We start from the raw sequence: 23,942 nt of genomic DNA on the forward strand, positions 1-23,942 counted from the left end.
GTCAGCCCTTCACGCAGACGACCTGCTTGAGCTTGGCGACCACCTGCACCAGGTCCGTCTGCCGCTCGATGACCTGCTCGATCGGCTTGTACGCGGCGGGGATCTCGTCCACCACTCCGCTGTCCTTGCGGCACTCCACGCCCCGCGTCTGCTCCGCCAGGTCCCGCTCGGAGAACCGCTTCTTCGCCTGGTTCCGGCTCATCCGGCGCCCGGCGCCGTGGGACGCCGAGTTGAAGGACTTCTCGTTGCCGAGCCCGCGCACGATGTACGAGCCGGTGCCCATGGACCCCGGGATGATCCCCAGGTCCCCCGCGCCGGCCCGGATCGCGCCCTTGCGGGTGACCAGCAGCTCGACCCCGTCGTACGTCTCCTCCGCCACGTAGTTGTGGTGGCAGGAGATCACCGGGTCGAAGCCGACCGTGGCCCGGCGGAACTCCCCGCGCAGCACCTCCTGGAGCAGGCCCATCATCACGGCGCGGTTGTAGCGCGCGTACTCCTGCGCCCAGAACAGGTCGTTGCGGTACGCCGCCATCTCCGGCGTCCCGGCGAGGAAGACCGCGAGGTCCCGGTCGACCAGGCCCTGGTTGTGCGCGAGCTGCTGCGCCGCGCCGATGTGGTGGTCGGCCAGCTCCTTGCCGATGTTGCGCGAGCCGGAGTGCAGCATCAGCCAGACCGCGCCCTCGTCGTCGAGGCAGACCTCGACGAAGTGGTTGCCCGAGCCGAGGGTGCCCATCTGCTGGAGCGCCCGCTCGCGGCGGAACTTCACCGCGTCCGCCACCAGCTCGAAGCGGTCCCAGAAGTCGCGCAGCCGCGCCGGCGACGCGGAGTCGCCGAAGCCGTACACCCCGTCGGCGTCCACCGGCTCCGCGTGCATTCCGCGGCCCACCGGGATGGCCTGCTCGATCCGGCTGCGCAGCCGGGACAGGTCGCCCGGCAGGTCGTTCGCGGTGAGCGAGGTGCGGACCGCGGACATCCCGCAGCCGATGTCGACGCCGACCGCGGCCGGGCAGACGGCGTCCTTCATCGCGATCACGGAACCGACCGTGGCGCCCTTGCCGTAGTGAACGTCGGGCATCACCGCGAGCCCCTTGATCCACGGGAGGGTGGCGACGTTCTGGAGCTGGCGCATCGCGACGTCCTCGACGCCCGCGGGCTCCGCCCACATGCGGATGGGCACCTTCGCGCCCGGTACCTCTACATACGACATGGTTCCCCATTCCCCCGAAAGGCCCTCAAGATCAGTGAAGCGCAAAACTGGAACAAATGCCCGCGAAAGCCCCAGCGGGCCGGCGTTCCCTGCTGCGCGTGCGATACACATTGTTTCCGTCGGCCGTCGTGGTGCGGCAATTGCTTTTCCCCTGGACCCCGTCCGGAAGGAGCCCGGAACCGTGCGACGCAGGACGTACGCCGCCCGCCTCACGGCGGCGACCACCGCGGTGACGGCGCTCTTCGCCGCCGGCTGCACGAGCGACGGCGCCGGGGCGACCGGCGCCGTGGACACCAAGGCGGGCGCCGGCACGACCGCAGCGGCCCAGCCGGGGAAGTACCGCACCCTCCCCGAGCCGTGCGGCTCCGTCGCGGGCTCCACGCTCAAGGACCTGCTGCCGGGCGTGACGGAGCTGGCCGAGGAGCAGCAGAAGCAACTGCTGCGCGGGCAGCCCGTGAGCACGTACGACACGGACCGTCGGGTGGGCTGCGGCTGGGAGGCGAAGTCGCCGGACGCCGTGCACTCGCTGAGCCTGGACTTCGAGCGCGTCGTCTCGTACGACCGGGCCGTCAGCGACGACGACCGCGCGCAGCAGGTCTTCGAGAAGAAGCAGACGGCGGCCGGGGTGCCGCTGGAGTCCGCGGCCGGCGGCCAGGCGTCGAAGCCGACCACGACGTCGTCGGGGCCCCCGGCGAGCGCTTCGGGCGCGACGGACGCAACGGCGCTGGAGCCGCGCGTGCTCGGCGGCCTCGGCGACGCCGCGTTCCTCGACGACGCCGTCGCCACCGCGGGCGCCGGCTCGAACGCCCAGCGCCGCACCGTCAGCGTGGTGTTCCGCACATCGAACGTCGTCGTCACGGTCGTCTACGTGGCCCAGCCGGGCGCCGCCGCGGAGCCGCCGGACGGCAAGGAACTCCAGGAAAAGGCCCAGAGCGTGGCGCGCGACCTGGTCGACGAGTTCGGCCGCTGAGGACGCCGGGCGACCGGCCGCGCGGGGCCGCCGGCAGGCCGGGAGCGGCCCCCGGCAACGCCCGTTGCGCGTACGGTGGCCTCGTCGGCCACTAGAGCGCGACCGTACGAATGTGCGATACGAACGTTGCCCGACCACTGAAGGAACCATGCACCGAACTAGGCCCTTCCTTTCGGATCTTGCTGGGCTCGCGCGCCCTGGCACCGCACCTCGCCGCGTTGTCGTCGGTCGCCAACGCTCCGCGTTGACTTCCTCCTCCGCCTTGCGATCCACGGCACCAGACCCCGCTCCCTCACCCAGCCTGATCCGAAAGGAAGGACCTGGCCCGCGACTCACCCGCATACTCGCCTGCGCCGCCCTTCCGCTCGCCCTCGTCCTCGCCGGCTGCTCGTCGGACTCCGGCGACGGCGACGGCGACAAGAAGGCCAAGGACGACAAGGACAAGAGCGCGTCGTCGTCGGCTTCGCCGGGCGGCGACTCGGCGGGCTCAGGCTCGGGCGTGGAGCAGCCGCAGAACGTGGAGGCGGCCAGGTTCGCGAAGCTGCCGGACGCCTGCGGGTCCGTGTCGAAGCGGACGGTGGGCAACCTGCTGCCGGCCGCCAAGCCGAAGAACGGCACCGCCGGCAAGTCCTCCGACCTGCTGGCCCGGGCCAACTGCTCGTGGAACAGCCTGGACGACAACGGCGTGAAGGGCTCGCAGTACCGCTGGATGGACGTCTCCTACCTGCGGTTCGACTCCGAGCAGGCGCTGAACCTCAGCGGTGAGCAGCGGGCCAAGGACAGCTTCGGCAAGGAACTCGCCAAGGCGCAGGCGACCGAGGGCGCCACTGACGTGAAGACCTCGGCGGCGAGCGGCGTCGGCGACGAGGCGCAGGCGGTGGTCTACAAGCTGCGCAAGACGGACGCGGACTTCTCGTACGCCACGGTCGTCGCGCGCACCGGGAACGTCGTGATCACGCTGACGTACAACGGCACCGGCTACGCGGGCGCGAAGAACCCGACGGTCGAGGAGATCACCAAGGGCGCGGTCGAAGCGACGAAGAACGCCGTGGCGTCGGTGGCCGCGGTCAACAAGGACGCGGGCACCGTGCCCGGCAAGGGCGAGAGCCCCAAGCCGTCAACGTCCGCCGGCACCAAGGCGAGTTGATCGACCGGCGCGCCCGACGCTGAGGCGCGTCCGACCCCCCATGCGGAGCCCGTGGTCCCCCGAGGGACACGGGCTCCGCAGTCATGTGCCACGCTGTGCCCCTGGCCCAACCGGTAGTCGTGTTCAGGCCAATGCCTTGGGTCCAAGGGAAGGAGACCGTGGGTGGCCGCGATGCAGCTGACACGGACGCACCGCATACTCATCGGCCTGGTCGTGGCCGGTGCGGTGGTCATCGCCGGCATCGGTTTCGCCGGCTCGTACGCCGCGGTGCGCGACCTGGCGGAGCGCAAGGGCTTCGGCGACTTCGCGCTGGTCTTCCCGATCGGCATCGACGCCGGCATCTGCGTGTTGCTCGCGCTCGACCTGCTGTTGACGTGGATGCGGATCCCGTTCCCGATGCTGCGCCAGACGGCGTGGCTGCTGACCGTCGCCACGATCGCCTTCAACGGCGCGGCGTCCTGGCCGGATCCGCTCGGTGTCGGGATGCATGCGGTGATCCCGGTGCTGTTCGTGGTGACGGTGGAGGCGGCGCGGCACGCGATCGGGCGGATCGCCGACATCACGGCCGACAAGCACATGGAGGGCGTGCGGCTGACGCGTTGGCTGTTGTCGCCGGTGCCGACGTTCAAGCTGTGGCGGCGGATGAAGCTGTGGGAGCTGCGGAGTTACGAGCAGGTCATCAAGCTTGAGCAGGAACGTTTGATCTATCAGGCGCGGCTCCAGGCCCGGTACGGGCGGGCCTGGCGGCGCAAGGCGCCGGTGGAGTCGTTGATGCCGCTGCGGCTGGCGAAGTACGGCGTACCGCTGGCGGAGACCGCGCCGGCGGGGTTGGCGGCGGCCGGCGTCGATCCGGTGCTGCTGCCGCCGGCGCCGCAGGTCGACGTCGCCGTCGAGGCACCGGCGCCCGCGCCGGCCGCGGTGCCGGTGGTGCTGGAGAAGCGCCAGTTGACGCAGGGACCGCAGCCGCAGCCCCGGCCGGAACCGAAGGCGGCGGAGCAGGAGCAGGAGCCGCAGGCGCGTGCCGCGTCCGCGGAGTCCGCCGAACCCCAGCCGGACGAACCGGAGTACGAGCCGGAGTACGAGGCCGACGAGCGGCAGCGCTACGAGGAGTACCAGCGCTTCCTGGAGTACCAGCGGAACGCCCAAGAGGGCCCCGAGACCAACCCCTGGTTCCGCCAGGGCGCACAGCGCGCTGCGTACGAGGGCGGGTACGACCCGCAGCAGGCGCCGCAACAGGCACCGCAGCAAGTGCCCGTGCAGACGCCCGTCCAGGAGCCGGAGGCGGAGCCGATCCTCATCCCCGCCGGCGCCGGCGGCCGCACCCGCATCCTCGGCGACCCGGACCACGAGCGCCCGGAGGGCCACGTGGAAGAGGAGCCGGTGGAACGGCCGTTGGAGCGGCTGGTCGAGCCGCCCGTGGGCGAGTCGTCGGACGTGGACGCCTTCTACGACCGGGCGTATCCCGTGTACGTCGCGTACGCACACGAGCACGGCGACTACCCGAAGGCCGACGTCCTCGACATACACCTCGGTGACGTCCACGGCATCACCCACCCACGCAGCGCCAGCCTCCTGCGCCAGATCATGCCCACCTTCCGCCAGCGCATGGAGGCGGAGATCGAGGCCGAGCACATCGCGTGACGCGTACGCCCGCGCACCCGTACGGGCCCCGGGCGGCAGTCGCCCGGGGCCCGTACGTCATCGCTGATGAGCAGGCGTCAGGCGCCGGCGTTCACCGCGTCGATCACGTTCGCCGCGCGCACCCCGTGCTCGGACGACAGCAGGTCGTCGTTGATGCGCTGGTTGGTGGTGGCGTCCGCCAGGTAGTGCGAGTTCGCCCCGATGATCTGGATGCCGCTGGTGCTGGACTGGACGGCCATCGGGCCCCCGGACGAGCCCTTGCCCATGTCGCAGTCCATCTTGATGCGGTTGTCGAAGGGGTTGAAGTTGGCGTTGTCCTCGGCGTTGCCGTAGCACGCCATCATGCGCTCGGCGTCGAGGTCGGTCCGCTTGTAGCCCTCGCCGGGGTAGCCGGCGGTGACCGCTTCGGGGTGGTCGGCCGAGCCGAAGGAGTAGCCGAAGCCGCCCATGGCGTCCACGATCTTGCCGTAGGGGGCCAGCGGCGCCAGCTCGGCGGCGGCGAAGTCGGACTCCAGGCTGTCGCCCTGCTCGGTGTAGCCGACGGGCGCGTACTTGGCCGTCACCGTCCAGTCGCCCCAGGGCGTCTGGCCCTTGTTGTACGCCGGCCGGAACATCAGCTTCTTGTGGAACCCGGCCTGGCCGCTGTTGTCGCCCTTGTGGACGCAGTGCGCGGCCGTCCAGATGGTGCTCTTGGTCCGGGTGTTGATGACGGCGGCGGAGCAGGTGGAGAGTTCCTTGCCCTGCTCGTCGTAGATGAACAGCTTGCCGACCAGGTTCATCGGATAGACGCTGGTCATCGGGACGGGCTGGGAAACCGCGATGTCCGCGGCGGCCTTGTTCGCCACCGCCGTCGCGGCGTCGCCGAACGCGGCCCGGGTCGCCCCCGGCCCGCCGGCCGCGGGCCCGACCGCCGGCGCGGACGCCACGATCTCGTTCGCGCCCTTGCGGGACGCGTCGCCGGACGCCTTCGCGGGCGCCGCGGCGGCAGCGGTGGGCGGCGTCATCGGGTTGTCGAGCGCCTTCTGGACCCGCTCCGGGGTCCAGAACGCGCGGATCTCCTCCGGCGTGGAGGTCTCCCGGGAGACCGAGACGCCCAGCTCGCGCGCCGTGGATTCGGCCGGCTCCTGAGCGGACGCGGCGGGGACGAGGGTCCCGGCGCAGACGACGGCGGCGGCGCTGACGGCCAGGGCGCAGCGGCGACCGGCGCGTATGAAAGCGGATCTGTTCAAAGGATGCTCCCCGAGGCGTAAGGCATGAACCTGCCAAACTCTCGCTCAGGGCACCCTTATCACTGAATCGATAATTTCAGCCCCTCCGCACCCCCGGCGACCCCTCCCCACCTCCGGCGATCCCTTCACGTCATGACCGAAAAGTGGACGTCCGGTGCCGCCGGGAGGTCAGGACTTGCGGCGCTTGAGCGCCTCGACGGGGAGCGCGATCGCCAGGCCGACGACCATGATCGCGAGGTACGCGGGCACCGACAGGTCCCACCACCGGTGGAGCAGCCCCCAGGGTTCCTCGCCCCAGATCAGGCCGCCCGCACCCACGCCGCCCTGGACGGCGGTGACCCATCCGACGATCAACAGCACTTCGTTCTTCATGCCTCAACGGTCCCGCGCGCCGGGGTCGCACGCGTCGTGCTCACGACGGAACGGCGGGTCCGTCGAAAGATGCAGTTCCGCTCTCCCGACGTCGACCCTTGTCAGTATCCAGAATCCTGGTTACTGTCCAGGCGTGAACCGTTTTGACGAGCGCTTCCTCACCCGGAACGGCCTCGCCGCCCGACAGCTCGCCGTCCTGTTGCTCCACCAGGAGGCGGACGCCCGACTGCCGCGCGTGCGCGACTTCGCCGAGAAGCTGGGGTGCGGGAACGGCACCGTACAAGCGGCCCTCCAACTCCTGGAGGAGGCCGGTGCGATCGAGACGACCGCCCGCGGCCACCTCGGCACCTTCCTGGTGCGCTCGGACCGCGCCGCGCTCTGGCGCCTGTCCGGCCTCGGCACCCTGCTGGCCGCGATGCCGCTGCCGTACTCGCGGCGGTACGAGGGCCTGGCCACCGGGTTGCGCGGGGCCTTCGAGGCGGCCGGCGCGCCCTTCGCCATCACCTTCATGCGGGGCGCCGGCGCCCGGACCGCGGCGCTGCTCGAAGGCAAGGTGGACCTGGTGGTGCTCTCCCGGTTCGCCGCCGACCGACTGCTGGAGGACCACGCCGCCGGCTCCGTCGAGCTGGTGGCCGACTTCGGCCCCGCGACGTACGTCGGCGCCCACGGCGTCCTGCTGCGCGAGGGCGCGTCGCTGTCGGCGCCCGGGCTGCGGGTGGCGGTCGACCCGTCGTCGGACGACCAACGGATACTCACCGAGCGGGCGTTCGCCGGTCGCGACGACGTCCGGTGGGTGGAGTCCTCGTACATGCAACTGCGCGACCTGCTCGCGCAGGACCGGGCGGACGCGACCGTGTGGAACCTCGACGAGGTGGCGGGCCTGATCGGGCCGGGCGTCGAGGTGCTGCCGCTGGGGGACGAGGTCACCCGCGACCTGGCCCTGCGCAACTCCAGCGCCGCGCTCATCGGCCGTGCCGGCGGCGCGACGGCGCTGGACGCGGTGCGCGACCGGCTGGACCTGTCGCTGGTGACCTCCCGACAGGCCGAGGTGGTACGGGGCGAACGCCTGCCGTCCTACTGACGCCGCCCCGACCAACCGTCAAAGGCCGTATGGAACAGACCAACTGACGGGTCAAAAATACAGAATCCTGTTTACTGTCGAATGAGAGGCCGCATGGACGACCAACTCGCCCGCCGCATCGCCCTCTTCCGGGAAGGCGGTGCCGTACGGCCCGAGGTGGCCGACTTCGTCACCGTCGAGCTGGACACGCTCGCCGCCGAGGGCCGGACCGTCACCGAGGCCACCGCCGGCATGCTGACCAGCCATCTGATCATGGCGCTCACCCGGCTCCTGGACGGCGAGGCCATCGCCGCGTCCCCGACGGACGCGGCGGTCGCCGCCGAACTCGTCGACCACCCGGAGGCCGTGGGCCGCGCCCGGGCCGTCGCCGCCCGCGCCCACCGCGAACTGGGCGCGACCCTCCCCGACTCCGAGGTGAACTTCCTCGGCATGCACCTGGCCGTCCTCGCCGGCCGGCCCGCAGCAGTGCACGACACGGCAGCAACCGACAAGGAGCAGCAGTCATGAGCAGAATCCTCACCGGCGGCGTCGGCAAGGTCGAAGTCGCCGACACGGTCAAGCAGCTCGCGCTGGACGGCGTCGAGGTCACCGTCTCCAGCGACATGGACGCGGCGATGAAGCTCCGCGCCGGCCAGGCCGACTACTACCTCGGCACCTGCCACACCGGCGCCGGCGCGTCCCTCGGCGTCCTCGTCGGGCTGCTGGGCAAGGACGCCTGTCACACCTTCGGCCGCTCCGTCCCGGGCGTCGACCAGGTGGTCGCGCTGCTCGACGACGGCAAGAAGGTCTTCGGCTTCGCGCTCGACCAGATCGACGCCGTCACCCCCGTGCTCACCCGCGCGATCGCCGCGCGCGCGGCGTAGCCCGCCGACGACGCGGTCTCGCCGTGCGGCGCGTTGTGTTGTCTCACCTGCGGGCCGCCTGTGCTGCTCGAACAGGTCCGCCCCCTACGCCCGGAGAGGACCTGGGGGAACCCAGCGCCCCTGACGTATCCGCCGTACCCCTGGAGGAGCGTTGGTCCCTACAGACGCACTGTGGTTACTCGCGCAGTTCCTCGCGCCCCTGACATACCCGCCGTAACCCGGAGGAGCGTTGGTCCCTGCAGGAGCACTGTGGCTGTTCGCGCAGTTCCTCCCCCTGTGCCCTGCGGGCACGGGGGCACCCCCACCTACGCCCAAGGGACGTGGGGGGGGACCCCAGCGCCCCTAAAACACCTGCCCCGCAGGTGACCACAAGGGGAGCGAAACAGGGGCGCGGGGAACTGCGCGACAAGCCACAGACGGCCCGCAGAGACCAACGCTGCCGCGGAGCAACGGCGGATACGTCACACGCGCCGCACCCGCAACGGCGGGACACCGCGCCGCACCCGCACCCGCGGGACACCGCAACCGCACGCGCAGCACCCGCACGAAGGAGTGACCCGTGAGCACCATCCTCGCCGCCGCCCCGGCGAACGCCGGCAGCCTGGACTTCTCGCTGGCGCAGCAGTTGACCGTCATCGCGCTGTGTGCGCTGACCGCCTTCATCTCCCATCTGGCCCTCGCCGTCTTCAACGACGGCGTGCGTCCCTTCCTCCTCGACTTCATCCAGGGGCGCACCACCCGCAGCGCCACCACCGCCGTCTCCTTCGGGCTCTCCGCCGGCTTCATCTTCGGCCTGGGCGCCCCGATGGCCCTGTCCACCGGGGTGCTCAACCCCTGGCTGCTCTTCCTGCCCACGGACATCCTCGGTCTGCTGTCGCCGAAGAAGTGGCTCGCGCCGATCCTGGGCGGCGCGTGGGGCGCGGTCGTCGTCTTCGGGCTGAACGGCGCGAACGACGTCGCGGGCGACCTGCCGGTGGACTTCCTCACGGCGATGCAGCAGATGTCGACGCCGATCCTGTTCCTCTTCACGCTCTTCCCGGTGCTGGCGATCACCAAGCAGTTCGGGCGCGGGTGGGGCGCGGTCGCCGGCGTCGTCGAACTCGCCCTCGTCGTGCTGACGATGAAGGTCTGGCCGAACATGTTCGCCGGGGCGCTGGCGATGGCGGTCGGCGTGCTGATGCTGATCGCGCTCGCCGTCTCCAAGGACCTCAAGCAGCGCAAGCTCGACAAGGAAGCGTCCGCCCACACCCCGCCCGTCGACCCGGCGGTCGCCGCCGACGACCCGATGGCGTCCCTCTTCAGCGCCAGCGCGGCCCGGCTCCGCCGCCATCTGCCGCTGTTCATGCTGTTGGGCGCGGGCGTCGCCGTCCTCGCGCAGAGCCACATATTCGGCGGCGGCGAGGCCACCAGCTTCCTGATCGCCAAGGGCGACTACGCGGAGGCGGCACAGGTCGACTTCTACCGGGTGTTCGGCTTCATCCCGCTGATCGCGACGACGGCGCTGGCGTCCGGGGCGTACGGCATCGCCGGGTTCACCTTCGTGTACCCCATCGGCTACCTGATGCCGAACCCGTACGTCGCAGCGCTCGCCGGCGCCGCGGTCTTCGCGGTCGAGGTGCTGGCGCTGTCGTACATCGGCCGGCTGCTCGGCCGGCTGCCGACGGTGCGGGACTCCTCCGAGCACCTGCGGAGCGCGATCACCGACACGCTCCAACTCGCGATCCTCTTCGGCTCGTTGATGGCCGCGAACGCCATGGGCGGCGGCCTCGGGATCCTCGTCGTCGGCGGGCTGTACCTGCTGAACGAGGCGATGGGGCGGCCGGTGGTGCGGATGGCCGCGGCGCCCGCCGCGGTACTGGTCGGCGGGGTGGTGCTGAACGTCCTGTACTGGCTGGACCTGTTCACCCCGATCAAGAGCTGACGGACGGCCGGCGCGCGCCCCCGCCGGCGCGCGCCGCCCCCGTCCCAGCGGAAGCGGAACAGGAAGGACCCCCGCCCATGCGGCCCCCACCACGAACCGAGCGGCCCGCGCTCCTCCCCCACCTCCAGACCGTCACCGGCCCGCTCCCCCACCACGCGGTCACCGGCCCCGTGCTCCCCCACGAACACCTCGTCCTCGACCTCGACCTGGCCGGCGACCGCGCCGCCGTCCTCGACGCCGAGCACCACGGCCCGGCCGTCGTCACCGAACTCGCCCACCTGCGCGACGAGTACGGCCTCGGCCTGGTCGTCGAGCTGACCTGCCGCGGCATGGGCCGGGACGCCGCCGCCCTGGCCCGCATCTCGCGCGCCGCCGGCGTCCCCGTCGTCGCGGCCACCGGCTGGTACTACGAGCCCTTCCACACCCCCGACGTCGTCGCCAGCAGCGTGGAGCACCTGACCGGCGTCCTCGTGCGGGAGATCTCCGAAGGGATCGCCGGCACCGGCGTGCGCCCCGGCGTGATCGGCGAGGTCGGCAGCCACGGCGAGCGCCCCAGCGAGCCGGAGGCCCGAGTGCTGCGCGCCGCGGCCCGCGCCGCCGTCACCACCGGCCTGTCGGTGGCCACCCACGCCCACCTCGGGCGCGGCGGCCCGGCGCAGCTCGACGTCCTCACCCGCGAGGGCCTGCCGCCGGAGCGGATCAGCATCGGGCACCAGGACCTGCTGGACGACCCGCGCACGCACCGGGAGTTGGCGGCCGGCGGTGCGTACGTCGCCTTCGACACCGTCGGCAAGGAGGGCTACCAGCCGGACGCGACCCGGCTGCGCCTGCTGCTCGCCCTGCTGGAGGCCGGCCACGCCGACCGGGCGCTGCTGAGCTGCGACGTCTCCCGCCACGGCTATCTGCGCACCGCGGGCGGCCGGGGTTACGGCCACCTCTTCGCCGGCTTCCTGCCGGCGCTGCGGGCCGCCGGCGCCGACGACGACCTGCTGGACCTGCTGCTGCGCCGCAACCCCGTGCGCTTCCTCACGGGCGGCGCCGAGCCCCCGCCGAGGCCGTACGACGTCGAGTCCCCGCCCGGACGGTACGGCGACGCCCCACTCCCCACGGAGACCACCCCATGACCACCACCCCCACCCTCCCCCGTACCCACCCGCTGCCGACCGTCGCGCTGCCCGACGCCGTCCAGCGCCAGTTCCGACTGCTGGAGTGCACCGCCGCCCACTTCCGGGGCACGGAGCTGTTCCGCACGGACGCCGGCGTCGTGCCCGGCCTCGGCCGGCCGCGGACCACCGCCCGCGTCGAGGCCGTCCTCGCGGACTTCTTCGGCGCCGAGGACGCCGCCCTGGTGCAGGGCGCCGGCACCGGCGCCATCCGCGCCGTGCTCCAGGCCGCCGACGCGGGCGCCGGGCCGCTGCTGATCCACCGCGCGCCCGTCTACCGCACCACCGCCGTCACGCTGCGCGCCCTGCGCGTCGAGACCGTCGAGGTGGACTTCAACGATCCGGCCGCGCTCGGCGCCGCGCTCGCCACCGGCCGGTTCCGCTGGGCGTACGTCCAGCACACCCGGCAGCGGCTGACCGACTCGTACGACCCCGCCGAAGTCATCGCCGCCTGTGCCGCGGCCGGGGTCCGCACGGTCGTGGACGACAACTACGCCGTGCTGCGCGTGCCGGCCTGCGGCGTCGAACTCGGCGCCGACGCCTCCGCGTTCTCCCTCTTCAAGCTGCACGGCCCGGAAGGCGTCGGGATCGTCGTCGGCGCCCGCGACCTGGTGAAGCGCGTCCGTGACGACAACTACTCCGGCGGCGGCCAGGTCCAGGGCCACCAGGCGCTGGACGCCCTGCGGGCGCTGACCCACGTGCCCGTCATGTGGGCCATCCAGTCGCAGGTCGGCACCGAGGTCGCCGAACGCCTCGCGGCCGGCGAGGTCCCCGGCGTCGCCGAGGTCCGGATCGCGAACGTGCAGGACCGCTGCCTGCTGGTGCGCCTGGACCGGCCGGTGGCGCGCGAACTACCCGATGCCGCAGCGCCGTTGGGCGCCGCGCCCCATCCCGTCGGCTCCAACTCCCGCTACGAGATCGCCCCGCTGGTGTACCGGATGTCCAGCTCCACCCTGGACGACGCGCCCGAGCTCGCCGACTGGACCGTGCGCGTGAACCCCATGCGCGCGGGCGCGGACCAGGTGATCGACCTGCTGCGCCGCGCCGTCGGCCGACTGTCCGACCCCCCGCACTCCAAGGACTGACCCGTGTTCCTCGACACCGTCATCGCCCGCAACCCCGAGCTGGTCGACGTAGCGGCCGCCCTCCACGAACGGGGCGCGATCCCGCCCGACACCTACGTCGTCGACCGCGACGCCGTCGAAGCGAACGCCGCGCTGCTGGCCGCCGAGGCGGAGCGGCTCGACCTGACCCTCTGGTTCGTCGTCAAGCAGCTCGGCCGCAACCCGGAGCTGATCCGCGCCGTCGCCGACCACATCCCCGCGTACGCCGCCATCGACACCGGCGAGGCCCGCACCCTGCACGCCACCGGCGCCGCCCGCCCCGGCAACCTCGGTCACCTGGTGCAGATCCCGCGCCGCGCCCTGCCCGAACTCCTGGCCTGGCGCCCGGAGGCGGTCACCGTGTACGACGCGGCCAACGCCCGCGCCGTGTCGGAAGCGGCCGCGGACCTCGGGCTCGTCCAGGACGTCCTCGTCCGCATCGAGAGCGCGCCCGGCGCCGGCTACCCCGGACAGGACGGCGGCGTGCCGCTCGACGGCTTGGCCGCCTTCGCGCACGCGGTGGAGGCCCTGCCCGGCGTGCGCATCGCGGGCGTCACCGCCTTCCCCTGCCTGCTGTGCGACCCGACGACCGGCGCCCCGCGCCCCACCCCCAATCTGACCCTCGCCGTCCGGGCCCGGCAGGCGCTGGCCGCCCGCGGCCACCACGGGCTGAAGCTCAGCGCCCCCAGCGCCACGTCCGTCGCCGCCCTGCCGCTGCTCGCCGAACACGGCGTCACGCACGCCGAACCGGGCCATGCCCTGACCGGCACCACCCCGCTGCACGCCGTCGATCCGCACCAGCCGGAGAAGCCGGCGTACGTGTACGTCACCGAGGTCGCCCACACCCTCGCCGACGGCCGCCCCGCGGTCTTCGGCGGCGGCTTCTACCCGCGGGCCCGCATCGACAGCGCGCTGCTGCCGCGCACCGGCCAACGGCTGCCGGTCGCCGACGCACCCGCCGAGAACATCGACTACTACCGGCTGCTGGACGCTCCGCCGCCCGGCGCGCCCGCGCCGCGGATCGGCGACACCGCGGTGCTCTCCTTCCGCACCCAGATCTTCGTCACCCGCTCCACGGTCGCCGTCGTCGCCGGCCTGTCGTCCGGCACACCGCGCCTGACCGGCCTGTACGACGCGCAGGGCCGCGCCCTGGAGCCGGCATGAGCGCCCGTGCCGGCCGTACGGTCATCGTGCTGGTCGTCGACGGCTTCGGCATCGGCGCGATGCCGGACGCCGGCGCCCTGCGCCCCGGCGACGTCCACGCCGACACCTGCGGCCACGTCCTGGACTCCCGCCCGCTGCGGCTGCCGGCGTTCGGCGCGCTCGGCCTCGGGCTGCTGTGCCCGCACCCCTCGCTGACGTCGGCCGCCCCGCTCGGCGTCCGCGCGGGCCGCGTGGCCCTGGGCTACGCCGGCGCCGACACGTACGCCGGTCACCAGACCATGATGGGCGCGGACTTCGGCCGCGTCGTGCTCGCCCGGCTCGCGGACCACGTGCCGCAGGTCACCGCGGCGCTCACGGCCGCCGGCCACGAGGTCACCGAGCCCCGCCCCGGCGTCCTCCTCGTCGACGGCCGCGTCCTGGTCCACGACAACCTGGAAGCGGACCCGGGCGTGAACTGGAACGCGTCCGGCCGGCTCGCGGACGTCTCCTTCGACGGCGTGCTGTCCGTGGCCCGTACGGTGCGCGCGATCGCCCCCGTCGCCCGGGTCATCGCCGTCGCCGGCCACTCCGCCTCGCCGCTCACCGCGTACGTACGTCCCGGTGACGGCGGCACCGTCGGCCTGGACACCCCCGCGTCCGGCCTCTACCGCGGCGACGACCTCGCCGTGCGCCACCTCGGCGCCCCCCTCGACCACACCCGCCAACTACCCGACGTGGCCGCCCGCGCGGGCGTCCCCGTCACCCTGATCGGCAAGGCCGCGGACATCCTCGCCTGCGACGCGGCCGTACGGCGCCCCGCGGTGGCGACCGCCGACGTCCTCGCCCACACGGCGAAGGCCGCCCGTGAAGGCGGCCTCATCGTCACCAACGTCCAGGAGACCGACCTCGCCGGCCACCAACAGGACACCGCCCGCTACGCCCGCCTCCTCGAACAGATCGACGCGGGCCTCGCCGAACTGATCCCGATGCTGTCCCCCGGCGACCGGCTGATCGTCACCGGCGACCACGGCAACGACCCCACGATCGGCCACGCGTACCACACGCGCGAGTACGTTCCCGTCCTCGTCCACGCCCCCGAGTCCCGCGAGGTCGAACTCCTCCCGGACGCACCGTCGCTGGCGGACGTGGGCGCAACGGCAGCGGTCGCCCTCGGCCTAAACCCGGATGCCCTGGCCGCGGGCCGCGCGCTGTGAGGGCGCGTGCGAGTCTGCGCCCGCCACCAGGGCCGAAGCACCCCGGCCGGCCCGATGAGGCTCCACATCGCCTCAGGCGGCTAGGTTCCATGCCGTGAACGAGCACCAGGCGAAGATGGCCCACCCTCGGATGGCAGCCGGCGTCCTCTTCTTCGACGACGTCGATCGTGTCCTACTCGTCGAACCTTCCTACAAGGACTACCGCGACATTCCAGGTGGATATGTCGAAAAAGGCGAATCGCCCCTGCAAGCCTGCGTGCGCGAGGTCCAAGAGGAACTGGGCATCGAGCCCCACATCGGCCGCCTGCTCGTCGTGGACTGGGCACCGAATCCGGGCGAGGGAGACAAGGTCCTCTACCTCTTCGACGGCGGCCTCCTCAGCACAGACCGCCGCCAGCAGATCACGCTGCAAGCCGACGAACTCCGCAGCTACGACTTCCACCCGGCCGAACGGCTGCCAGAGCTCACCATCCCCCGTCTCGCGCGCCGCATCACCGCCGGCATCCAGGCCCGTGCGAGTGGCGTGACCGTCTACCTGGAGCACGGCAACTCTCCAGAAGCAGGTTCATAGGCAGCCGCAGCCGTCTCCCGTCACGTGCCGCATCGCTCACGGACCCGCCGTGGCGTCACGCGGCGCGCCAGTACGTGCACCCGTCCCGGTGCCGCCGCAGCTTCCCGGCCTCCACCAGGTCCCGCCGCAGCAGCGCGTAGTCGTCGTACACGGCCGACAGCCGCTCGTTGACCTCCGGTTCGCCGTACTCGGCGTCCGCCTCGAACAGCGTCTCTGCGAGGTGCGTCAGCAACTGCTCCCGCCGGGCCGCCTTCCGCGGCATGGTGACCAGCCGCCCGCCGGAGAACAGGTCCTGCACGTCGCGTCGTCGTGGTGTCTCGTCCATCCGGCGACCCTCCCCCGCCCGCGGCGGTCAGGGCAACGCGTTTTCGGAGCCGCCCGCCCGTCGGCCGGGCGGCTCCGCCCTCACCTCAGGGAAGGACCCGCACCGACTGCGGCCCTCCGCCGTAGGCCAACGCACGGCCCGGCGCCAGGTCAGTGACCCGGGTGTTGCAGTTCGTACCGAGGTACACGCGCACCGTCTTGTTCGTCTCGTTGGACACCAGGCTGGCCCGGATCTGGAGGGTGAGGCAGACGTTGTCGGGCGGGTTGTCGATCCGGAACTCGTCACCGGCGAGGTTGAAGTAGCGAATCGCTCCGGTGGCGGCCTCAGCGCTGCCGGACAGTCCGGTGACCAACACGGCGGCCATGCCGACGGCGAGTCCGACCTTGCGCAGGCGGGCGAGTACGGGCATGGGAAGACCCCTTTCCTTCGCGGGAGCCCCGCGACGTGGCGCGGGCGCCTTGTCCGCAGAGTCCTCCCGCCCCGGCCACCCCCAGAAGTGGTGCGGCACGCGATTACCTCGGGTGGGTGAAGTAGTCACGCAATCGCATTTCCCCGCATGCGCCCCACGCCACGGCGCGCGTGCGACGCGGAGCGGCGCGCAGCCGCCGCGCGGGGTCAGGCCAGCTGGCGCCCACTTACATCGTCGAGTTGCTGTCACAGGCCCCCGCTCGGCTGGCTGTGCGACGCTCCGTGGGTAGGGTCCCGAGCATGCATCCCGTTCACCGCACCGGACCGCGCCTCGCCCTTCGTGAGCTCGAACCCGGCGATGTGGACGGGGTGTTCGCGATCTACGGCAGCCCCGAGGCCACCCACCACCTCAGTTTCGAGCCCCGTACCCACGACCAGGTCGCGGCGATCGTGGCGCGGTCCATCACGTCGGCCCTCGCGGACCCGCGCTCCGAGTACGCACTGGCCGTCGTCGAACGGGAGGGCGGCGGGCTCGTCGGCTTCGGACGGCTCGCCACCGACCCGCACCAGCAGCGCGCCGCCACCTTCGGCTTCGCGCTTCGTCCGGACGTCTGGGGCAGGGGATACGGGGTCGAGACCGTACGGCTTCTCCTCGGCATCGGGTTCGACGAATTGGGGCTGCACCGGGTCTGGGGTGCCCGTTCACCACTGAACGAAGCGTCCGCCGCGACCATGGCCGCCGCCGGGATGGTGGAGGAGGGTCGGATCCGCGAGCACGTCCACAAGGCCGGTAGCTGGCGGGACTCCGTCGTCCACGCCATGCTCGACCGCGAGTGGCGGGCCACGGGTCGGATGCGGTGAGCGCGGCCGGGTCTACACCGGGGGTACGCCGGGGGTGGGTGCCGGTGCCGGTCGTGGTGGGTGTGGTCCCGGGTCCGGTGGCATCTGTGGGGTCGGCTTCCCGTGCTTGCCCGCTTCCAGCCGACGTTCGGTGAGGCCGTAGACCCCAAGCGGCGGGAACAGTTCAACGCGTACTGGATTGCCCTCGGTGGCGCAGGTGTCGCACAACAGGTCGCGAACGCCAGCCGCGCTGCGGATCACGGTGACGGGTTGCCGCCAGCACGCCTCGCACGTCGTGACGTCGGACGCGGTCAGCTTGGCGGCGCTGACGGGGATCAGGGTCCACATGCCGTTCTCCTCCGAGTGGGAGGCCCCGGCCCTGTCGCGGGGGATCGGAAGTCAGGGCCGGGGCCGGTGGGACCCGTGTGCCAGCGCGATGGCCCCTTGCCCGGGGCGCCGGCACACGGAGATCAAGCGCTGTGCCGCGGCTTGCGCGAGGTGTACATGAGCAGCGTCCTGACGTACTCCGCCAAGAGCAGCAGTTCCTCATCGATCCGAATGCCAGGCTCGACCCCGCCCGCGGCCTTCCGCGCACTCGCAACACAGGTCAGCACGTGCTGCCCGTACCACTCCCCGCTCAGGCTGCGCCCGTACTCCTCGGCAGGCTCGGCCAGCATCGTGATGTGGGCCCGCAACCGATCCCGGAGCGCATCAACAGCAGCGTTCGGCGGCTGAGTCAGGCACACCGCGCCCGCGAGACGCACGTCCCGGGTCACGTCCACCAAGCTCACACGCGGGCTCACCGAGTCCCCCGCGCACAGCGCGGGCAGGAACACGGAGGGAACTTCATCGGCTCAGCCGGCACGTCCTTCGCCGCGACGACACTGACCTCCCGCTCCACCGGCCACCGCGTCCCATCCGCACCGACGCGGTACACCCGCATCGTCATCGCGGGCGCAGACGTCACTTGCGGCTGCTGACGCAGGGCGCCTTCCTGCGGGTACTGCTCGTGATCGGCCATGCTCTACCCCACGCTCGTCGTCGACTGGGCCGACAGCAAGCGTGAGGTAGGTGGAGGACGACCAGGGGCACAGTTTGTGCCCCCTCGCTCAGGCAGCCAAGAGACCTAGTTTCACCGCGAGTTCGGCGGCCCGTTGACGTCGCTGTGGGACCTTGCTCTCGGACTCTTCCAGAACGATCATCTTGGCGTAGCCGTTGTACCGGATCGTCTCGGACGCAGCTTCGTGGGCTTGGGACAGGGTCGCCAAAGCTACGTCCGGCTGGCCGTCCAGGTGGTACGCGCGGGCCTCCTCGATGCGGTGGCGGGCGCGGCGCGGGCGGGAGCGGATGGTCGTCGCGTCCGACGCCGCCGACTGTCGTACCGACTCACCGCCGTGCCGCAGTTCGACCGCGACCGTCACCGCGTGCGCGCCCATGATCGCGCGGCCGAAGCTCGTGACCGGGTGGAAGTACTCGGACGGGAGGCGGTCAGCGAGCCTGCCCGCCTCGTCCCAGTACCGCCACGCGGTCCCGGTGTCCGCCCGCCGCGCCGCCGTGTACCCCGCCTCGAACGTCAAGGCACCGGTGATCGCCACCACGTCGTCAGACGCGTCCGGCAACATCGGCTTCAGATAGGCCAACGCCGCCGAAGTGACCGCGTCGGCGGCATCGAAGTGCCCGGGCCCGGCGTCCCGGTGGGCCTGGGCCGACAGCCACGCCGTGACGCCGATGGTGTGGGGGTCCTCCGACTCCTGGGCCGCGACCATGCCGCGCTCGGCGACCCGCCACAGCAAGGAAGCATCCGGCTGGTAGGCGATGAAGAACTGCGAGAGCGAGTAGACCTCGGCGAGGACCGCCTGCGCTGCGCGGCGTCGCGTGCCCGTCTCCGCTTGCAGCACCGCGAGTTGCGCGTCCCGAATCAGCTCCGGCAACAGCTCCCCCACCACCTCCCGGTGCTTCGGCGAGGAATGCCGGGCCGTCCAAGCCCGCGACAACCGAGCCGACAAGTGCTCCGTCGACGGGGCCTCCCGCTCGCTGGTGAGCGTGAGCGCATCGACGGCCGCCCGCACCGCACCCAGCCGCGGATGACCGGGGCCGGCGAAGAGGGCAACCGGCATGGACTGGTCCCCTGTCAGGTCAGAAAGATCGCGGACCCGAAGCACCTCGGCGATCCTCAGCATCGTGGCCAGCTTCGGCGTCTGCAACCGACCGGTCTCCAGCCCCTTCACCCAGGACCCGGACCGCCCCACCAAGCCACCGAGCTGGTCCCGAGTCACACCCCGACGGGTGCGCAGGATCTGAAGCCGCTGCCCGAAAGCAAGCGGGTCCGAATACGGGTCAGGGGTAGCGTTCGACATGGCCTTGCCCCTCTCAATCGGCTAGTCATCGCCAGGGTAGGGCGCGGGGCGGCACTCGTGTGAGTGCAGCGACACCGAGCGACTGCCCGACACGGCATGAGGCTGCCCGTGCGTGGTCGGATGGACGTATGACGAAGACGTTGTACCTGTTCGGGTCCGCCGCGCCGCCCGTCTTCCAGGCCGCTGAGGTCATCCGGTCCGCGCAGGCACGCGGGTGGGACGTCTGCCTCGGATTGACGCCGACAGCCGCGGACTGGCTCCGCGACGAGCTACCGGCGCTGGAGGAACGGACCGGGCACCCGGTGCGGTCCCGCTACAAGCGGCCCGGAGAGCCCGACGTCTGGCCGAAGGCCGACGCGATCCTCTTCGCACCCGTCACCGCGAACTCGCTCAACAGTTGGGCGCTGTGCCTCACCGGCACCTTCGTCATCGGAGTGGTCGCCGAAGGCATCGGGAAAGGCATCCCCATCGTCGCAATGCCATGCGTGAACAGCGCGTACGCCGCACACCCCAGAGTGGACCAGAGCATCACCGAACTCCGCGACATGGGCGTGACCGTGCTCTACGGCGACGGCGGCTTCACCCCCAACGCACCGGGCGAACGCCGCCCGTACCCCTGGGACACCGCCCTGACCGCCGTCGAAGCGGCGACGGCCACGGCGTAGGAGGCCCGCCAGCTCGCGGATCGATACGGTGATCTCGACGCTGGCTCTTACGAGGAGCGACGTGGATCGACGGAGCGCAGCGCACGGTCTGAGAGGAGCGCCCACGTGATCAGGAAAGCTGAGCACGTCCGTCGAACGGGCTGGTGGACGGCCGGTATCCGGGACCCGAAAGGGACGTCTTCGCCAGTTGCTCGGGTCGAAGCCGTGGACCTTCGGGTTGGCGGCATCAGCTCCGGCCAGAGCGCTGGAGCATCAGCCGGTAGTGCTCGGGGTCGGCGAAGATGATCTCCTTGGCGCGCTGGTGATCGTCCTGAAGGGCGTCCGGATAGTCAGCGGACTCCAGCGAGATCCAGAGGGAGAGATCCTGGCGGGTCTCGGGATCCTCGCAGCCCAGGAACGCAGCCAGGACCGCGTTCCGATACGCGGCTCGCAGGTCGGACAGCGCGTCAAGGGTGGCCTTGCTCTCCGGAGTGGGTATCCCGTTCGCCAAGTCGTCCCTGGACGCGTACTGCAGCCCTGGGCCGGAGAAGTACCAGGCCATGGTCGCCCCGACCTTCTGGGCGTTCGAGCCGGCGCGAACGTGGTGGATGATCCGTTCCTGCGTCCAGCGATGCCCGAGGAACTCGACCAGGGGGCGGATCAACTGCTTGATCCCGCTTCGACATTGATCATGTACGGCAGCATCGATCAACCGGTCGGCGTGTTGGCGCGTGAGGTCGGGGGCTTCCTCGGCTGCCCGTCCGATCTCCCAGCGCTTGACCTCGCAGCGATGATGCGGATGCTCATCCACCATCCGCTCCGGAAGGACCCAGGACGGGCTGAAGAGCTCCAGCAAGTCGTCGAGGAGCGGTTCGAAGGCGGCTTCCCGTCCATCGCGATCCGGGATCATCTCAAGCACCATGCCCAACTCCCTGAAGAACGCTCGCTGCCGCCCGCCGGCAGCGTCAGGGTAACGCCGCTGGCGCCAACGGCGGCCGGAAGCCGTTCCAGCGTCCGGGGAGAAGGGTGCTGCTCCGGCGCTCGGACACCCAGCTCGCGCAAGGCAACGAGCACGGGCCGCACGTCGTCGTGGAGGTCGGCCTCCCCGATGGCCCCCGGTCAGCCGCCCTCCGGCAAGACCAGCAGCTCCGCCAGCAGCAACGCTGGCGGAGCATCGGCACTCGTCGGGCGCCCGACGAACGCCCCGTCACCCGGTCGTCAGAGCCGCGGCGAACCCGTGAGCGCCCACGTGTACCCGCCCGCGCCGTCCGCGTCCAGGTCGTAGAGGACCTTCCCGTCGGCGCTGAGGCCCTTCTGGTTCTCGGTCTTGTGGATCTTCGTCTGGCACTGGATCCGCCCGTAGCTGAGCCGGTTGATCTCCGCAGTCATGTCGCACAGGGAGACCAGGACGTCCTTGTCGTTGCGCTCCAGCCGGACCTGGATGTCGAAGTTGTCGAACTTCCGCACCCCGCCGCCGTCGGTCCAGCCCCCGTCCGCGCTCACGAGCCAACCGCCGGTGCGGGGCACCACGCACAGCTTGATGCGCACGTCCGTGTTGTACCCGGAGGTGGCGAACTCCTTCTTCTGCGTCGGGGAGCACGCGTTGATCGGCGTCCCCGCAGTCCCCGCAGGCTGCGCCGCCGTCGCCGGGTTGCCCGCGACCAGGATTCCACCGGCGGCCAGCGCCGTGACGAGCATGCCCCTGGACAGAGCGGTAACCGTCTTCTTCACGTGAGTCCCCGTGTTCCTTCGGGATCCCGCGCGCCGAAGCGCACGGAACGAGCTGATGGTACGGCCGGACCGCTCAAGGGCGACCCGACCGGTCAGCGACGCTATGCAGTGCCCGAACCCGTCACCACCAGGCACGACGCCCAACTCCGACGGGCGGAGGACGCACGCTGCTCAGCAGCGAAGAGGACACCGGACACGCGAAGGGGGCCGGTCGACGCGAAGTCACCGGCCCCCTTCAAAAGCCCGACCGCTACCCGGTCACCAGCTTGCGCACCCGCTCCGCGCCCACGGCCAACAGCAGCGTCGGCAGGCGCGGGCCCGTCTCGCGCGTCACCAGCAGCCGGTACAGCAGCGCGAAGAACTGGCGCTGGGCCACCTTCAGCTCCGGCGTCGGCTTCGCCTCCGGCTCCAGGCCCGCCATCACCTTCGGGACGCCGTACACCAGCGTCGTCAGGCCCTCCAGGGACCAATGCGTGTCCAGGCCCTCCAGGAGGAGGCGCAGGGACTCGCGGGCCTCGTCGTCCAGGGACGACAGCAGCTCCGCGTCCGGCTCGTCGCGGACGACGGTGCGCGCGTCCGCCGGGACCTGCGTGGTGATCCAGTTCTCCGCGCGGTCCAGCCGCGGCCGGACCTCGTCCAGCGAGTCGACCGGGTTCGCCGGGTCCAGCTCGCTGAGGATGCGGATGGTCTGCTCGTCGTGACCGCCGGTGATGTCGACGACGGACGCCAGCGTCCGGTACGGCATCGGCCGCGGCGTGGACGGCAGCTCACCGGCCGCGGTGCGCACCGCGCGCCCGTACGCCGCCGCGTCCGCCGGCAGCACGGACCCGTCGGCCACCTTCGCGCCGAGCTTGTCCCACTCGTCGTACAGCCGCTGGATCTCCTGGTCGAAGGCGATCTTGAACGCCTGGTTCGGCCGGCGCCGCGCGTACAGCCAGCGCAGCAGCGGCGCCTCCATGATCTTCAGTGCGTCGCCCGGGGTCGGCACGCCGCCCTTGGAGGACGACATCTTCGCCATGCCGCTGATGCCCACGAAGGCGTACATCGGGCCGATGGGCCGCTCGCCGCCGAAGATCGGGCAGATGAACTCGCCCACCTGGAAGGAGGACCCGGGTGAGGAGTGGTCGACGCCGGAGGGCTCGAAGACGACGCCCTCGTACGCCCAGCGCATCGGCCAGTCGACCTTCCACACCAGCTTGCCGCGGTCGAACTCGCTCAGCCGCACCGTTTCGGCGAAGCCGCACGCGCCGCACCGGTACGTCAGTTCGGTGGTCTCGTCGTCGTACCCGGTGACCACGGTCAGGTCGCGCCCGCAGCCGCCGCAGTACGGCTTGTACGGGAAGTAGCCGGCCGAGCCCGTTCCGTCGTCCTCGGCGGCGGCGCCGGAGCCCTCCGCCGCCTCCAGCTCCGCCTCGTCGACCGGCTTCTGCGACTGCTTCTGCTTCGCGGGCGCCTTCTTCGTGCGGTAGCGGCCGAGGATCTCGTCGATGTCGGCGCGGTGCTTCATCGCGTGCAGCACCTGCTGGCGGTAGGCGCCGGAGGTGTACATCTCGGTCTGGCTGATGCCCTCGAACTCGACGCCCAGCTCCGCCAGGGACTCGACGAGCGCCGCCTTGAAGTGCTCGGCCCAGTTCGGGTACGGGGAGCCCTCGGGCGCCGGCACCGACGTCAGCGGGCGGCCGATGTGCTCGGCCCACGCCTCCGGGTCGACGCCGGGCACGCCGGCGGGCACCTTGCGGTAGCGGTCGTAGTCGTCCCAGGAGATCAGGTGCCGCACCTCGTACCCGCGGCGCCGGATCTCGTCCGCGACCAGGTGCGGGGTCATGACCTCGCGGAGATTGCCCAGGTGGACGGGGCCGGATGGGGAGATGCCGGACGCGACGACGATTCGTTTGCCCGGCGCACGCCGCTCCGACTCCGCGATGACCTCGTCTGCGAAACGGGAGACCCAGTCGGTCTCGGTGCTGCTCTGAGCCACGGTCGGCACGTCCTTCTTCCTCGTTCGGATCACA

At 71.7% G+C, this 23,942-nt stretch carries 25 protein-coding genes; 14 read left to right on the forward strand and 11 right to left on the reverse strand.

Translation table 11 applies throughout. The features are described from left to right. Position 1: 1 nt before the first annotated feature. Positions 2-1,207 carry an RtcB family protein gene (locus tag ACH4E8_RS05595; protein WP_361956247.1) on the reverse strand — a complete coding sequence of 402 codons (1,206 nt, stop codon included), beginning with the start codon at positions 1,205-1,207 and terminating at the stop codon, positions 2-4. A gap of 181 nt (positions 1,208-1,388) precedes the next feature. On the opposite strand from ACH4E8_RS05595, the gene ACH4E8_RS05600 reads away from it, so the two are divergent. The 3 genes from ACH4E8_RS05600 to ACH4E8_RS05610 all read left to right on the forward strand — a co-directional run bounded on the left by ACH4E8_RS05600 (position 1,389) and on the right by ACH4E8_RS05610 (position 4,965). After that, positions 1,389-2,177, forward strand: a complete 789-nt coding sequence (locus tag ACH4E8_RS05600; protein ID WP_398444566.1) for a DUF3558 domain-containing protein — start codon at positions 1,389-1,391, stop codon at positions 2,175-2,177. Between the two features lie 304 nt (positions 2,178-2,481). After that, complete coding sequence (locus tag ACH4E8_RS05605) at positions 2,482-3,324, forward strand: DUF3558 domain-containing protein (protein WP_398444768.1); 843 nt, start codon at positions 2,482-2,484, stop codon at positions 3,322-3,324. 171 nt (positions 3,325-3,495) lie between these two features. Next, complete coding sequence (locus ACH4E8_RS05610) at positions 3,496-4,965, forward strand: DUF2637 domain-containing protein (protein WP_398444770.1); 1,470 nt, start codon at positions 3,496-3,498, stop codon at positions 4,963-4,965. A gap of 77 nt (positions 4,966-5,042) precedes the next feature. Here the strand turns inward: ACH4E8_RS05610 and ACH4E8_RS05615 are convergent, their stop codons facing one another. Next, positions 5,043-6,194 carry a trypsin-like serine peptidase gene (locus ACH4E8_RS05615; protein ID WP_398444568.1) on the reverse strand — a complete coding sequence of 384 codons (1,152 nt, stop codon included), beginning with the start codon at positions 6,192-6,194 and terminating at the stop codon, positions 5,043-5,045. 168 nt (positions 6,195-6,362) lie between these two features. Beyond that, positions 6,363-6,566, reverse strand: a complete 204-nt coding sequence (locus ACH4E8_RS05620) for a hypothetical protein (protein WP_398444570.1) — start codon at positions 6,564-6,566, stop codon at positions 6,363-6,365. A gap of 133 nt (positions 6,567-6,699) precedes the next feature. Here ACH4E8_RS05620 and yhfZ point away from each other — a divergent pair, with 133 nt between their 5' ends. The 9 genes from yhfZ to ACH4E8_RS05665 all read left to right on the forward strand — a co-directional run bounded on the left by yhfZ (position 6,700) and on the right by ACH4E8_RS05665 (position 15,625). Further along, positions 6,700-7,647 (forward strand): GntR family transcriptional regulator YhfZ, encoded by a 948-nt coding sequence (gene yhfZ / locus ACH4E8_RS05625; protein WP_398444572.1) that lies wholly within the window; start codon positions 6,700-6,702, stop codon positions 7,645-7,647. Positions 7,648-7,740: 93 nt separating this feature from the next. Further along, positions 7,741-8,154, forward strand: coding sequence for a transcriptional antiterminator (locus ACH4E8_RS05630; RefSeq protein ID WP_398444574.1), 414 nt, complete (start codon positions 7,741-7,743; stop codon positions 8,152-8,154). After that, entirely contained in the window at positions 8,151-8,510 is a 360-nt protein-coding gene (locus ACH4E8_RS05635) for a DUF2620 domain-containing protein (protein ID WP_398444577.1), read from the forward strand. Before ACH4E8_RS05630 ends, ACH4E8_RS05635 begins: the two co-directional genes overlap by 4 nt. Before the next feature lie 559 nt (positions 8,511-9,069). Further along, positions 9,070-10,431, forward strand: a complete 1,362-nt coding sequence (locus ACH4E8_RS05640) for a YhfT family protein (RefSeq protein WP_398444578.1) — start codon at positions 9,070-9,072, stop codon at positions 10,429-10,431. A gap of 77 nt (positions 10,432-10,508) precedes the next feature. Beyond that, the gene (locus ACH4E8_RS05645) at positions 10,509-11,555 is read left to right on the forward strand and encodes a phosphotriesterase (RefSeq protein WP_398444580.1); all 1,047 of its coding nucleotides are present in this window, start codon (positions 10,509-10,511) and stop codon (positions 11,553-11,555) included. After that, positions 11,552-12,679 (forward strand): aminotransferase class V-fold PLP-dependent enzyme, encoded by a 1,128-nt coding sequence (locus ACH4E8_RS05650; protein WP_398444582.1) that lies wholly within the window; start codon positions 11,552-11,554, stop codon positions 12,677-12,679. The genes ACH4E8_RS05645 and ACH4E8_RS05650 overlap by 4 nt, the downstream gene beginning before the upstream one ends. 3 nt (positions 12,680-12,682) lie before the next feature. Beyond that, positions 12,683-13,861, forward strand: a complete 1,179-nt coding sequence (locus ACH4E8_RS05655; protein ID WP_398444584.1) for an alanine racemase — start codon at positions 12,683-12,685, stop codon at positions 13,859-13,861. After that, entirely contained in the window at positions 13,858-15,054 is a 1,197-nt protein-coding gene (locus ACH4E8_RS05660; protein WP_398444586.1) for a phosphopentomutase, read from the forward strand. The genes ACH4E8_RS05655 and ACH4E8_RS05660 overlap by 4 nt, the downstream gene beginning before the upstream one ends. A gap of 115 nt (positions 15,055-15,169) precedes the next feature. Then, complete coding sequence (locus ACH4E8_RS05665; RefSeq protein WP_398444772.1) at positions 15,170-15,625, forward strand: NUDIX domain-containing protein; 456 nt, start codon at positions 15,170-15,172, stop codon at positions 15,623-15,625. Positions 15,626-15,680: 55 nt separating this feature from the next. On the opposite strand, the gene ACH4E8_RS05670 is transcribed toward ACH4E8_RS05665, so the two are convergent. Continuing rightward, positions 15,681-15,950 (reverse strand): DUF2087 domain-containing protein, encoded by a 270-nt coding sequence (locus ACH4E8_RS05670; RefSeq protein ID WP_398444588.1) that lies wholly within the window; start codon positions 15,948-15,950, stop codon positions 15,681-15,683. A gap of 85 nt (positions 15,951-16,035) precedes the next feature. Then, positions 16,036-16,359, reverse strand: a complete 324-nt coding sequence (locus tag ACH4E8_RS05675; protein WP_398444590.1) for a hypothetical protein — start codon at positions 16,357-16,359, stop codon at positions 16,036-16,038. 299 nt (positions 16,360-16,658) lie between these two features. Between ACH4E8_RS05675 and ACH4E8_RS05680 the strand changes: the two genes are divergently transcribed. Then, positions 16,659-17,219 carry a GNAT family N-acetyltransferase gene (locus ACH4E8_RS05680; RefSeq protein ID WP_398444592.1) on the forward strand — a complete coding sequence of 187 codons (561 nt, stop codon included), beginning with the start codon at positions 16,659-16,661 and terminating at the stop codon, positions 17,217-17,219. A 12-nt stretch (positions 17,220-17,231) separates the two neighbouring features. On the opposite strand, the gene ACH4E8_RS05685 is transcribed toward ACH4E8_RS05680, so the two are convergent. The 3 genes from ACH4E8_RS05685 to ACH4E8_RS05695 all read right to left on the reverse strand — a co-directional run bounded on the left by ACH4E8_RS05685 (position 17,232) and on the right by ACH4E8_RS05695 (position 19,555). Next, positions 17,232-17,546 carry a hypothetical protein gene (locus ACH4E8_RS05685; protein ID WP_398444594.1) on the reverse strand — a complete coding sequence of 105 codons (315 nt, stop codon included), beginning with the start codon at positions 17,544-17,546 and terminating at the stop codon, positions 17,232-17,234. Between the two features lie 122 nt (positions 17,547-17,668). Continuing rightward, positions 17,669-18,034, reverse strand: a complete 366-nt coding sequence (locus ACH4E8_RS05690) for a hypothetical protein (RefSeq protein ID WP_398444596.1) — start codon at positions 18,032-18,034, stop codon at positions 17,669-17,671. Positions 18,035-18,307: 273 nt separating this feature from the next. Continuing rightward, positions 18,308-19,555: a helix-turn-helix domain-containing protein gene (locus ACH4E8_RS05695; protein ID WP_398444597.1), complete on the reverse strand. Its 1,248-nt coding sequence runs from the start codon at positions 19,553-19,555 to the stop codon at positions 18,308-18,310. Positions 19,556-19,683: 128 nt separating this feature from the next. Here ACH4E8_RS05695 and ACH4E8_RS05700 point away from each other — a divergent pair, with 128 nt between their 5' ends. Beyond that, positions 19,684-20,220, forward strand: coding sequence for a flavoprotein (locus ACH4E8_RS05700; RefSeq protein WP_398444599.1), 537 nt, complete (start codon positions 19,684-19,686; stop codon positions 20,218-20,220). Positions 20,221-20,446: 226 nt separating this feature from the next. Here ACH4E8_RS05700 and ACH4E8_RS05705 read toward each other — a convergent pair whose 3' ends face one another. From ACH4E8_RS05705 to lysS, 3 genes are all read right to left on the reverse strand, one after another. Further along, entirely contained in the window at positions 20,447-21,121 is a 675-nt protein-coding gene (locus ACH4E8_RS05705; protein WP_398444601.1) for a hypothetical protein, read from the reverse strand. A gap of 296 nt (positions 21,122-21,417) precedes the next feature. Next, complete coding sequence (locus tag ACH4E8_RS05710; protein ID WP_398444603.1) at positions 21,418-21,930, reverse strand: hypothetical protein; 513 nt, start codon at positions 21,928-21,930, stop codon at positions 21,418-21,420. A gap of 250 nt (positions 21,931-22,180) precedes the next feature. Then, positions 22,181-23,917, reverse strand: coding sequence for a lysine--tRNA ligase (gene lysS, locus ACH4E8_RS05715; RefSeq protein WP_398444605.1), 1,737 nt, complete (start codon positions 23,915-23,917; stop codon positions 22,181-22,183). Between the last annotated feature and the right edge of the window lie 25 nt (positions 23,918-23,942).

Origin of the sequence: Streptomyces sp. NPDC017979 (assembly GCF_044328175.1) — a bacterium.
Lineage (GTDB): Bacteria > Actinomycetota > Actinomycetes > Streptomycetales > Streptomycetaceae > Streptomyces.

Bases quoted from the DNA above. Each gene is read 5' to 3' on its own strand.
- ACH4E8_RS05595 (WP_361956247.1), bottom strand. From the start codon at position 1,207: ATGTCGTATGTAGAGGTACCGGGCGCGAAGGTGCCCATCCGCATGTGG.
- ACH4E8_RS05610 (WP_398444770.1), top strand. From the start codon at position 3,496: ATGCAGCTGACACGGACGCACCGCATACTCATCGGCCTGGTCGTGGCC.
- ACH4E8_RS05620 (WP_398444570.1), bottom strand. From the start codon at position 6,566: ATGAAGAACGAAGTGCTGTTGATCGTCGGATGGGTCACCGCCGTCCAG.
- ACH4E8_RS05630 (WP_398444574.1), top strand. From the start codon at position 7,741: ATGGACGACCAACTCGCCCGCCGCATCGCCCTCTTCCGGGAAGGCGGT.
- ACH4E8_RS05635 (WP_398444577.1), top strand. From the start codon at position 8,151: ATGAGCAGAATCCTCACCGGCGGCGTCGGCAAGGTCGAAGTCGCCGAC.
- ACH4E8_RS05645 (WP_398444580.1), top strand. From the start codon at position 10,509: ATGCGGCCCCCACCACGAACCGAGCGGCCCGCGCTCCTCCCCCACCTC.
- ACH4E8_RS05650 (WP_398444582.1), top strand. From the start codon at position 11,552: ATGACCACCACCCCCACCCTCCCCCGTACCCACCCGCTGCCGACCGTC.
- ACH4E8_RS05660 (WP_398444586.1), top strand. From the start codon at position 13,858: ATGAGCGCCCGTGCCGGCCGTACGGTCATCGTGCTGGTCGTCGACGGC.
- ACH4E8_RS05665 (WP_398444772.1), top strand. From the start codon at position 15,170: ATGGCCCACCCTCGGATGGCAGCCGGCGTCCTCTTCTTCGACGACGTC.
- ACH4E8_RS05670 (WP_398444588.1), bottom strand. From the start codon at position 15,950: ATGGACGAGACACCACGACGACGCGACGTGCAGGACCTGTTCTCCGGC.
- ACH4E8_RS05675 (WP_398444590.1), bottom strand. From the start codon at position 16,359: ATGCCCGTACTCGCCCGCCTGCGCAAGGTCGGACTCGCCGTCGGCATG.
- ACH4E8_RS05680 (WP_398444592.1), top strand. From the start codon at position 16,659: ATGCATCCCGTTCACCGCACCGGACCGCGCCTCGCCCTTCGTGAGCTC.
- ACH4E8_RS05685 (WP_398444594.1), bottom strand. From the start codon at position 17,546: ATGTGGACCCTGATCCCCGTCAGCGCCGCCAAGCTGACCGCGTCCGAC.
- ACH4E8_RS05695 (WP_398444597.1), bottom strand. From the start codon at position 19,555: ATGTCGAACGCTACCCCTGACCCGTATTCGGACCCGCTTGCTTTCGGG.
- ACH4E8_RS05700 (WP_398444599.1), top strand. From the start codon at position 19,684: ATGACGAAGACGTTGTACCTGTTCGGGTCCGCCGCGCCGCCCGTCTTC.
- ACH4E8_RS05705 (WP_398444601.1), bottom strand. From the start codon at position 21,121: ATGGTGCTTGAGATGATCCCGGATCGCGATGGACGGGAAGCCGCCTTC.